Genomic DNA, 11749 nt, shown 5'->3' with positions numbered 1-11749 from the left:
AAAAATGCCGATTAGTCAAAATAGACCTTGACCGTTTGAATTTCATAAGGGTTGAAAGGAATCACCACTTGGTGGCACACGCCCGTGACCACTAACTCCTGCTGTTCCTCTTCCAATAAATTCGTTAGCACTGCTCGTTTGATTTTTTTAGCTGCGGTCAAGCGGCATGTCGTTTTGCGATTGTGGTATTCATACAAACGTACCACGATGGCTTCATCTGCTTCAGCCTTTTTGACCGAATCGATCAGCACATTATTGTGATCCACTTGTAAAAAAGATTGCTCTTGCTGCTGATCAAAATCTGCCAATACATATGCTGGTACATTGAGTGCCAACGCTTCTTCCATCGTTTGTCCTTTTTTCCAGTCACCTTCATGAACATAGAGAGAATAGGTAAACGAATGAAGTCCTTGATCTGCTTCTGGATAGGGATCAGTCGCCGACTTGATAAGAGAGAGACCAATTTTTTGGTAAGCTGTGCTGAATCCGTATTTACAATCCGTCAACACACTGACGCCATAACCATCTTCAGACAAGTCGACCCATTTTTGCCCACAACTCTCAAAACGTGCCAAATCCCAAGTGGTATTTTTGTGGATGGCACGTTTGACATTCCCAAATTGGATATCGAAAGTGGCATCTAGCGTATTGACGGCAATTGGCAACTGCGCCTTCAATAAAAGATGATGCTGATGCCAATCGACCGTTGTCTCAAAGTCGATCCTGCCCGTTCCATGATAGAAATGGATCAGCTGAATGATCGTTGATTGCTCAAACGTCCGTTTGATACGGATCGTGTCACGAATCTCGCCTTGCTCGACGATTGATGCGTCAGTCACATCCTCTACTGGATAAGCTTTACGATCGTAGTAGATGTCTATATCCCACGCATCATAATCCATCGGTAAGTCTTCATAAGCAATCAATTGATTCATCACTTCTCCTGCTGGCAAGACCTCTCGCTGGTGTCTTTTGTCAAAAAGAGCAGTCATTTCATATGCCGCGTTAAATGTTACGACAAAGTCGGTCGTTTCCAGTTGACGAGTCAACGGAACACACTCTTGTTCTACTGGTTCTGAGATAGTCTCCCTCAACGTTAGGGGACGCAGACCTAAGCTAGGGACTTGTGGAACTTTGACCAGCAAACAACCATCTTCGGTTCGCTGTGTCAGATAATCTTCTTGAATCGCCGGACTATCAACTTTGATTACGGCATCACGAGTAAAGCCTAATGGATTATAGACCACCTGATGATTTGCATCACTGGCGGTTCCTCCTGCCACGAGGGACTGGATCAATTGCTCGCCTTCTTCAAAAAGAGCAGCATACTCTTCTTCTGTCTGCTGGTACACTTCGCCAATCGAACTTCCTGGCAAAATATCGTGAAATTGATTGAACAACAATCTTTTCCAGAGCCTTTCGAGGAGCTCTTGCGGATACGCTTCGCTTCGATAGGCACTGTAAAGCTTCTCAATAGTTTGCAATAAAAATTCGCCTTTGCGGTTGGCTTTCTTATTTTTACCGATGGAGGTCAGTGTCCCACGATGGTACTCAAAATAGAGTTCGCCAAACCAGACCGGGGCTTCTGAATGAGCAAAAGCTGCGGCTAATCGGTCAAAAAATTTGCCCGCATGATCGCCAGTGATCACTGGCATCTGAGGGAGTGGTTTTGATAACCGCTGTTTTGTCTCCAGCATCTCTCTAGTAGGTCCGCCGCCGCCGTCTCCATAGCCGTATGCAATCAAGATCTCATCATGCTGATCTTTTTGTTGGTACCGTTCAAAGCTGCCTTTGACTGTATAAGGGTCTAAAAGCCCATTGTAAGTGGTGTAGTAGGGTCTTGGACTGTAGCCTTCACTGATCGTTGTAATAAAGTGAGTCAAAACTCTGCTGCCATCGATCCCTTGCCAGTAAAACGAATCATAAGGAATCTGATTGAATTGATTCCAAGACAATTTAGTTGTCATGAAATAAGGTGTATTGGTCTTTTGCAAGATCTGTGGCAATGCAGCGGAATAGCCAAAAACATCCGGCAGCCACAAAATCTGACTCTCATGATCAAACTCTTCTTTGATAAAGCGTTTGCCGTATAAAATCTGCCTTACCAATGATTCACCGGAGGTCAAGTTGCAATCTGCTTCTACCCACATAGCACCTTCTACTTCCCAGCGTCCAGATTTAATCTTCTCTTTGATTGCCTGATATAACTCAGGATATTGTTCTTTGATCGCTTGATATAACTGGGGTTGGCTTTGGAGAAACGTATATTCAGGGTATTCATCCATCAATTTTAATACGGTCTGAAAACTGCGTTCTCCTTTTTCAACCGCTTGCTGTGCCGTCCAAAGCCATGCCAGATCGATGTGGGTATGCCCGACTGCGGTCACTTTTTGACGAATCTCTTGGCTGTAACACGCTTGCAGACATTCTTGCGCGTTTGTGAGGCCTTCATAGAATCGCGGCGTATAGGGGGCTCGAAAATCTAATGCATTGGCAGCTTGTGACAGACAGCTTTGATAGATTTGTTCTTCTCCGCCAAATTTCCTAATGGCACGCCAACTGTCAAAAATCGTCGAGAAATCAAACCAGACTTGCTCAACGATAGGATCGATCGCCAATAGATTCACGTAAAGCGGAAACTTCTTCTCTTCTCGTCCCGAAAAAATATCGATCTGTAAGGCTATTGTTCCTGTTAGCTCCGAGGGATCCAACCGCACTTCTCGATGGTTGACATCAATTGCCTGAATGTAATTCCCATTCAAGAACACTTTCATTTGCGGATTTGTCGTATTGTCCCATTCAGAGAGCGAAGAATAGACTTGCAAAGCAACCGACATCTCTTTCCAGTCTTCCGGTAGTTCAAAAGTTCCTTTCATTGTGTAATAACAATTCTTTTCTCCAAAAAAAGTTCCTTGCACATAGGGTGCCCAGTTTTCTTGCTTTAACTGCAAGTCATTAACAGGCACCTGATAGCGAATCCGGTAATTCTTTAATTGAAATAAAATCTTACGGATACGTTCAAATTCAAATAACTGCACGCTGTATTCTCTCCTTTACTCGGTTTCTGAGGAGGAAAAAAGCGGGTAGACAAGAAATTGTCCAAGCCCGCTTCTCCTATTGCCGTGACTCTAGTTCTCTTTCCAACGATCATATGCTGTTTGGTAAACGGAAATGTAGTCATCGATCCCCATGGACTCGATCGTCGAAACATATTTATCCCAATTACTGATTGGCTCGACACCCGTAATGAATTTGGCTTCCATTTGTTCGACATACGTTGTCAAGTCAGTAGCCGTAGCAGCCACTTTATCATTTTCTTCTACAGTCAGATAAAGTAATGGAAATGGCACTTCCGCAATGTCATCCATCTTATCTGCTGTTTCTTTGGCCACCCAGTCACTGAAACGAGTATCAGGTTGTTCATCCGCGGATTTCAAGATTTGATATTCACCTGTCGTATCGATAACAATGTTCGGTGTTGTCAACCCGTATGCTGGTGTGATCTTGCCACGTTCATCTTCTGTATTTTCTGTATCAATGCCTTCTGCATAAACTCGTACTTTTTGGCCGTCAGCGTTTTCTTTGTACTCCCAAAGAACGCCTTCAGGTCCTTGTTCGATATATTTCGTACCTTCTTCAGAATAGAAGTAATCCACCCAGCGCATCGAAGCTTCCGGCGATGGATTGACATTTGTGATGGCAAAGGTGCCCCGAGAAATTCGTGGACTTCCTGGAATCACTGCTTCTGGCGACCATTTTGAAGTCAATGGTTGGAACATGGCATCGTTCATCGCTTCAATCTCGCTGCGGCCTGTCGTAAAGAAGCTGAAGTAATCGGCGAACAAGCCCAACTGATCATTTTGTCCTTTTGCTTTTTTCTGTTCGTCGGATTGGCCATAAACTTCCGCATCCAACAAACCTTCACTATACAATTTGTTCATATACTCAAGGAATGCTTTATAGTTTTCCGAGATTGGTGTATAAGAAACCACATCATCATCTACTTGAACGCCTCGTGTCCGTAACCCAAAAGCTGCCATCAGCCATACCCTTGTTGAATTCATATCGACATCGGTCAAAGGAATCTCATCGGCTTTGCCATTACCATTGGGATCTTCGTTCTTGAATCGTGTCAGCAAATCATACAATTCATCCGTTGTCTTTGGCAGTTCCTTGACATTCAACTTATCTAGCCACGTTCCGTTGTACCACATCGGACCTTGCCACCAAATAGATGTCGCATTTCTCGAAATCATCGGCAATGAATAAATATGGCCATCTGGTGTGGTGATCGATTTTAAGATGGACGGGTCTTCTTGGGTCAATGCATAAAGATTAGGCATAATTTCCGGCGTGATATATTCTTCTAACGGCAGCAGAATTCCTTGGGAACCATAATCGATCTCCATTGAAGAAGTGAGCGAATTCGATCCTGCGCCATAAACGATATCCGGCAGATCCCCTGAAGCAAATGCTAAGTTCAACTTGGTACTAAAGTCAGCAGAAGGGGGTGTCGTATAAGTCAGTTTGATTCCTGTTTTTTCTTGATAATCCTGCAGCGTCGGCATATCTTCCCATTCTGCCATACCTACTCCTGGCGCCATAATGTTCAGCGTCAGTTCTTCGCCTTCTTTAATGATCGGAAATTGGCTGTCATGATTGATGGCTACCCCTTCATTTTCTCCGGTTGTTTCCTTTTTTGTGTTCCCGCACCCACTGAGTAAAAGCGCACTGCACAAAAACACCCCTGTTACTCCTAAAATTTTTTTCATTCCCATCTTCTTCCTCCTCTATGTTTTATCCTTTAATTGATCCTACCATCATGCCTTTGACAAAATATTTCTGCAAAAATGGATAGACAATAATGACCGGTAATGATGAAACGATCATGACACCGTATTTGATGACCTCTGCTAACTGTTGCTTGCTGTATAACATACTGGCCATTTCGGAAGTCACATTGCTGACAGTATTTGATGACATATCTTGTAAAATCAAAATTTCCCGTAAAATCATTTGTAATGGATACATGGATTTATCTGACAGATAGATCAATGCGCTGAAGAAACTGTTCCAGTGTCCTACCCCGTAAAAAAGTGCCATAACTGCAATGATTGGCGTAGATAAAGGCAGTACGATCTGCATGAATAAGCGAAAATCCGAGCAGCCATCCACGATTGCCGCTTCTTCCATCTCTCTTGGGATCGTCGTTTGAAAAAAGGTCCGCGTAACGACCACATTATAGACAGAGACAGCTCCTGGGATAACCAAAGCCCAAACCGTATTCAACATCCCTAAGCTGCGGATCAGTAAATAGCTAGGGATCAAGCCCCCAGAAAGAAACATTGTCACTAGCATGAAATTGGTAAAAGCTCTTCTGCCATAAAAATCATCTCTGGAGAGTGCATAAGCACAAGGCAGTGTCACCAACAAATTGATGGATGTTCCTAAAACAGTGTAATAGATCGTATTTAAGTAGCCGCGCCAGATGCTGCTATTGCCTAAGAGAGTTCGATAGCCTTCAAAGGTGACCCCTTTTGGCAATAACCACATTTCCCCCGAGTTGACTAAATGAGGATTTGAAATCGACGCACTAACGATATAGATCAATGGATAGAGAACGATTAGTAATGCTATGGCTAAAAAGAAATAAACAAAAACCAAAAAGATTTTATCTGCACGTGTATCTTTCACTAATGAAGTTGTTTTCATTCCTATACCACCTTTCTATAAGAGACTCGAATCGCTCAGCCGTTTCGCAATCCCGTTGACTAAAATCAAGAGAATGGAATTGATCAACGAGTTGAATAACCCAACAGCTGCTGCAAAACTATATTGTGCATCTAAAAGCCCTTGCTGATAAACGAAGGTTGCAATGACATTCGATGATTCCATATTCAATGGGTTTTGCATCAAAATGATTTTTTCGAATCCCACCGACATCAAACTACCAAAACTCATGATCAGTAAAATCACCATGGTCGGCATTATCGTTGGAATATTGATATACCAAACTCTTTGGAGCCGAGAAGCACCATCGATGGTGGCAGCTTCATGCAGCTGAGTATCCACTCCAGACAATGCTGCCAAGTAAATAACCGATCCCCAACCTGTGCCTTGCCAGACGCCTGATAATACATAGATTGTTTTGAACCACCGCGGTTCAGTCATAAAATTGATTCTTCCCACGCCGATAAAATCTAGAAAGTGATTGATGATCCCAGTGGAAGGAGACAGAAATGCAATAACCATTCCGACCATTACCACTACTGCGATAAAGTTTGGGGCATACGTGACTGTCTGGGTAATTTTTTTGAATGGACCATCCTTGATTTCATTCAAAGCCAGTGCAAGGATGATCGGTAGCGGAAATCCGACGATCAAAGAGTACAAACTGATACCTAATGTATTTTTCATTAGATCCCAGAAGTAATAAGAATCAAAAAAGCGTTGAAAATGTTTGAACCCTACCCAAGGACTTTCGAATATTCCCAAAGAAGGCATATAGTCTTTAAAGGCGATGATCACACCATACATCGGCCCATAAGAAAAAATCAGAATAATCAAAAAAGCAGGCAGGACAAACAAATATAACTGTCGACTCTTTTTTAATTTAGTCTTCATTTCTTTGATTTTACTTTTTGATGCTGACACAGGCTCTCTGATCGTTGTTGTTTCCATTCATACTCCTCCTTGTGTTTTTGGTTTGTATACTAAATATGAAATGAATTCGCTTTCAAAGCAATGTGTATTTTTTCTTCAATGTGTAGAAATGCGAATGCCAACTGCTCCAAGTTCAGGCTGATGCACTTCTGATGAAGCAATATAGGCGTTTTCACCCGTTCCATGAATCGTCAGTGATTGATTGGTTGCTAAATCTGTGATCACGGATTTTTCATCTGCATGGATCTCCTTCAGAAAAATTCGCGGCTGCAAATTTGTTGTGATACTGCGGAAGGCATAATGTGTTTTTTGATCTTTGCTATAGGTAAGATGCCAATTCTCCGTCCACGCTTCTGGTCTAGCTCGGGTCTCGTAAATGCCTTCCCCATATTGTTCCAACCAATCACCCACTTCAAGCAGGCGCTGGGTCTCTTCTTTCGTGAAAGTTCCTTCTGGTGTTGGACCCACTCCTAAAATTAAGTTTCCGCCTTTACTGACGACATCGATTAATGTATCGACTAACTCTTGGCTGCTTTTAAAGGTGTCATGGGGAACATAGCCCCAGTCATTGCCTATAGGTATATTACTCTCCCAAACTTTTGTTGGGATTTCTTCTAAAGAAGGAATCTTGCGTTCTGGCGTCACATAATTCTCATGTCTACCGCCCATCATGCGATCAACAATGATCAATTCTGGCTGGTTTCGCCGGGCAATCTCCGCTAAGCGATCCATCTGTAAATCTTCTTTCCCCTGCCCACACCAGCCGGCATCTAGCCATAGCAAATCCACTTTTCCATAGTTGCCAGTGATTTCATGAATTTGTCGATGAACAAAATCCACATACCGCGACCAGATTTCTGGCTGTTCTAATGGATCATAACTTGCGTGACGCCCTTTGATCGTTTCATCATCCAGCCAATAAAACGGTGAGTACCAGTCCGCCTTAGAATAATAAGCCCCAGTAGCAATACCCGCTTGCTGGAACGAGGCAAAAACTTCTTTTAGGATATCTCGTTTAAAAGGACTCAATTTACCGCCAATTTTGAATTCTGACTCCAGCGTATTGAAGAGATTAAAGCCGTCATGGTGTTTCGTTGTGAACAAACAATACTTGAAGCCAGCTTTTTTACACGTTTCAGCCCACTGATCAGTATCTAATTCTATCGGTGCAAACGCTTTGATCAGTTGCCAATAATCAAGACGCAATGTGTTGATATCTTCTCGATAAGCTTTATTTTCCCTTGCCCATTCATCTTTTTCTGATAGTTGCCATGATTCAACGATACCCGCTTGTGCGTATAAGCCATAATGGAAAATTACCCCAAATTTTAAATCTTGGAACCATTCCAAACGCTTGGCCAGCATCTCTGACTCAGGGTACCAACGATCATCCTGCTTACTGTTTTTCGCAGACTCAATGTCCCCACGAATTGTTGTCAATTTATCCAACCCCTTTCGCCACTAATCTAACGAGAAAATAAAGCGCTATCAATATGTAGTTTCAGCAGCTATGTCAAACTTTATTTTTTTGTAACAAAAGAGCACTCTTTTTAAAAAACACACCACTTCAATTGAAGTTTTAGCTTACGGTATCAGACGCCATGTTCACTCTAGCAATTTCACCTTTCTCATTTGTAAGAAAACTGCGGGCTAGCGCTCCTCGTTGTACTTTTCTCTTTATCTAGAAAACTTGCTCCTGCGGGCTAGCGCTCCTCGTCGTACTTTTCTCTTTATCTAGAAAACTTGCTCCTGCGGGCTAGCGCTCCTCGTCGTACTTTTCTCTTTATCTAGAAAACTTGCTCCTGCGGGCTAGCGCTCCTCGTCGTACTTTTCTCTTTATCTAGAAAACTTGCTCCTGCGGGCTAGCGCTCCTCGTCGCAATCGAATGTTTTCAAAAGATAGCTTTAGGAAGGTGTATGTATTAGCTGGTTCGGCTATGTAATTTTTTGAATACGCTTTCTAAAAGGTCCATTTCTTGCTACTATTTGGCTAGTAGTTTTCTACTTTTTATCAATTAGTTAAAAGAGGGGTGTCCATGAAACAATCACGAGGGTTATTTGATCTATCTTACCGGTTGGGTGACTATTTGCTGATGGTGATTCGATTGCATTTTTTGTGGTTCTTTTTTGTCTTACGGGGGGGAATCATTTTTGGCTTCTTTCCAGCGACGGCTACTGTTATTCGCTATTTCTTTGAATTATTTGCAAAAAAACCACTGCCTGCTGAACTTTATAGTTGGTTCAAACAACAGACAGCCAAAAATTTTTGGCGTAGTAATCAACTAGGTTTGCTGCAAATGGCGATCTTGCTGCTGCTATGGATCGAGCTGCGGATCTCCAGTACATTCTTGCAAAATGCCTTTCTCCATTTCGGATTGACGGTACTCTTTATCAGCGGTTTGCTCATCAGCTTTTATTTGCTGCCGGTCTTTGTCCGCTACCATCTTCCTTTTTGGGTCTATTTCAGGAATGCGTTTCTTTTAATGATCGTTAGTGTGCCACAAACGATTGCCATGATCTTAGGTGTGTTTTTGGTTACATTCGCCGCTACCTTTTTGCCGATTTTGTTATTCATTGCCTTCATCCCTTTGCTTCTCTGGCCAATCAGTTGGTTCGCCTATCAAGCGATCCAAAAAACAGAGTTGCTAACAAATGAACACTGACGATTTTTTACTAAAGGAGAAGTGAATCATGGAGATAAAGATTGTCACCAACGAAAACGTCGCCGCTTTTTTTCAAATCGTTGCTCCTGAACTTGGCTTGTCACTATCAGAAACCGGCAAACCGCTTGAATTGATCCGCCGAAAAGGATCATTGAAAATCATTTCCAATACAGAAAAAGCCACGATTTACTATCAGGAAAAAGCCCATTTATTTCGAGGGCTCCTTCTATGGATGCAAGCAGATACCGATTTTGTCCACGAAGAGACTCCGCAATTTGACCAAATCGGTCCTATGATCGATTTATCTCGAAATGCAGTACTGACAGTACCTCAGTTGAAACGTTTCATTTTGTTGAGCAGCAAAATGGGGCTCAACAGTCTCATGCTATATATGGAAGATACTTACGAAATTCCTGAATATCCTTATTTTGGTCATTTGCGAGGGAGATACAGTCAATCTGACTTGCGGGAATTGGACCATTACGCTGACCAATTAGGCGTTACATTAGTTCCTGCGATCCAAACACTCGCTCATTTGACAAATCCATTAAAGTGGCATTTTGCCAAAGAGATACGTGACACGGAAGACATTCTGCTAGTTGGTGAGCCCAAAACTTACATTTTTCTTGAAGCCGCTCTTCGTTCCATTCGCAGCTGCTTCAAAACAAATAAAATCCATATTGGTATGGATGAAGCACACCAATTAGGAAAAGGCCGTTACCTCGAACACAATGGTTTAGAAGATCGCTTTGCCATCATGATTAAACATTTAAAACACGTCATCACTCTCTGTGAACAGCTACAATTAGAACCCATGATGTGGAATGACATGTTCTTTCGGATTGGTTCTCCAACAGGCGATTACTATGATCCAGCAGTCGTCATTCCTCCAGAAGTCATTCAGCAAATTCCAGCAGTCAACATGGTGTACTGGGATTATTATCATCATGATTTTCAAACATATCAACGACTGTTTGCTGAACATAAAAAGCTAAACCAACCCACAGTATTTGCTGGCGGTATTTGGACATGGAATGGACTGGCACCCAATTATGGCAAAACCATCGCTACAATGGAGCAAGCATTAAGAAGTGCCAAAGCAAATGGCATCACTGAAGTCTATGCTACCTTATGGGGAGATGACGGCGCAGAGACCCCGATGATTGCCAGCTTGTTAGGTCTACAATTATTTAGCGAGGCCCAGTTTTATGCCACGCCATCGCGGGAGATAGTCACAGATCACTTGAAACTATTTCATGGATCACAAGCAGAAGATTTTCTTTTGCTGGATCTTTTTGACCAAACTCCCGGTGTTGCTGCCGAAAATCCTTCTGGATCAAATCCAAGTAAATTATTGCTTTATCAAGATATTCTTTATGGCCTTTATGAAAAGACATTCAGAGAGGTGCCATTGACCCAACATTATGAGGAACTGGCCCAACGATTGGCCGCAGTCACGGGGACACAGGACACACAACGGATGTTCCGCTTTTATCACCAATTAGCGGTGGTACTAGCTTTGAAAGCTTCTTTGAGTCCCTGGATCTCAGAAGCCTATCATGAAAAAAAACGTGAGAACCTTCAAAAAGCCCTTGAGATGATTCAGCACTATCAGCAGGAATTACAACACTTGCATCAATCTCATCGAGATCTGTGGTTTGAATGGAACCGCCCCTTTGGGTTTGAAGTGATCGATCTTCGCTACGGCGCTCTATCTAAACGTGCCGAGATGGCACAATGGCGTTTGCAGAACTATTTGGATGGTCACATCACTAGATTACCAGAACTAGAGATGCCACTGTTGCCAGTAGATGATCCCTCAAGTGTCGGCAGTTTGGGAAGAAATCTTTTCCATGGCATTTATAGTGCCAGCAAGATATCTGATGTATAAGTACAAAAAAAGGACAAAAAATAGTGCAGAAAACAAGGAGGATTTGCATGAAAAAAAAGAGTTATCCCTTATTTTTCGTTGGTTTACTTTTCATTTGCGGTCTATTTTTTTATCAACAGACAACTTCTCGTTCAGCAGAAACCACTGTAGCGCGTTTGCAAGTTACAGGAGCCGTTACAGATTCTTCTGCAGCACAAGCGTGTCTGACCGTACTAAAGCAAAACCTGCAGGCAGCCACCCAGAAAGACGTTGAGGGCTACACAGCGACCCTTGTTACTTCTGCAAGAGAATCTACGGCAAGGGAAATGCACGCTTTTTTTGCGAAATATGATTTGACTCATGAACTCTTGTCTTTTGAAGTTGTCAAACAAGAAGCAGACTCCATGCTGGTAGCTGCACAGCAAAAAACAGTGAACCAAGGACAGAATGACTATCGCGACCATATTACCCAAGCCCATCATACCTTTGTGCTCGAGAATGGGCAGTGGAAGATTAAAGAAACGGTTATGACAAACACCGAATTCATTGATTAA

General features: G+C 42.6%; 8 protein-coding genes. 3 read left to right on the top strand and 5 right to left on the bottom strand.

Going from position 1 to position 11749, the window contains the following annotated elements; all coding sequences use genetic code 11:
* Positions 1-11: 11 nt before the first annotated feature.
* The 5 genes from EGX73_RS07430 to EGX73_RS07410 all read right to left on the bottom strand — a co-directional run bounded on the left by EGX73_RS07430 (position 12) and on the right by EGX73_RS07410 (position 8103).
* On the bottom strand, positions 12-3038 hold the full coding sequence (locus EGX73_RS07430; RefSeq protein WP_096711015.1) for a glycoside hydrolase family 38 C-terminal domain-containing protein: 3027 nt from the start codon (positions 3036-3038) through the stop codon (positions 12-14).
* A gap of 90 nt (positions 3039-3128) precedes the next feature.
* On the bottom strand, positions 3129-4778 hold the full coding sequence (locus EGX73_RS07425; RefSeq protein ID WP_021149119.1) for an extracellular solute-binding protein: 1650 nt from the start codon (positions 4776-4778) through the stop codon (positions 3129-3131).
* A gap of 19 nt (positions 4779-4797) precedes the next feature.
* Positions 4798-5712 (bottom strand): carbohydrate ABC transporter permease, encoded by a 915-nt coding sequence (locus EGX73_RS07420; RefSeq protein ID WP_003128615.1) that lies wholly within the window; start codon positions 5710-5712, stop codon positions 4798-4800.
* A 15-nt stretch (positions 5713-5727) separates the two neighbouring features.
* Positions 5728-6681 (bottom strand): sugar ABC transporter permease, encoded by a 954-nt coding sequence (locus EGX73_RS07415; protein ID WP_003128614.1) that lies wholly within the window; start codon positions 6679-6681, stop codon positions 5728-5730.
* A gap of 78 nt (positions 6682-6759) precedes the next feature.
* Positions 6760-8103: an alpha-L-fucosidase gene (locus EGX73_RS07410; protein WP_005472737.1), complete on the bottom strand. Its 1344-nt coding sequence runs from the start codon at positions 8101-8103 to the stop codon at positions 6760-6762.
* Positions 8104-8698: 595 nt separating this feature from the next.
* On the opposite strand from EGX73_RS07410, the gene EGX73_RS07405 reads away from it, so the two are divergent.
* The 3 genes from EGX73_RS07405 to EGX73_RS07395 are packed head-to-tail and all read left to right on the top strand — an operon-like array spanning position 8699 to position 11749.
* A complete protein-coding gene (locus EGX73_RS07405; protein WP_003128609.1) occupies positions 8699-9325 on the top strand; it encodes a YesL family protein in 627 nt (208 codons plus the stop codon).
* 28 nt (positions 9326-9353) lie between these two features.
* Positions 9354-11216: a beta-N-acetylhexosaminidase gene (locus EGX73_RS07400; protein ID WP_096711016.1), complete on the top strand. Its 1863-nt coding sequence runs from the start codon at positions 9354-9356 to the stop codon at positions 11214-11216.
* Positions 11217-11263: 47 nt separating this feature from the next.
* On the top strand, positions 11264-11749 hold the full coding sequence (locus EGX73_RS07395) for a hypothetical protein (RefSeq protein WP_005472740.1): 486 nt from the start codon (positions 11264-11266) through the stop codon (positions 11747-11749).

The sequence above is a fragment of the Enterococcus sp. FDAARGOS_553 genome (assembly GCF_003812305.1).
In the GTDB taxonomy this organism is placed as follows: domain Bacteria; phylum Bacillota; class Bacilli; order Lactobacillales; family Enterococcaceae; genus Enterococcus_D; species Enterococcus_D gallinarum.
The sequence above is the reverse complement of the archived record's forward strand: the minus strand, read 5'-3'. Positions and strand labels throughout refer to the sequence as shown.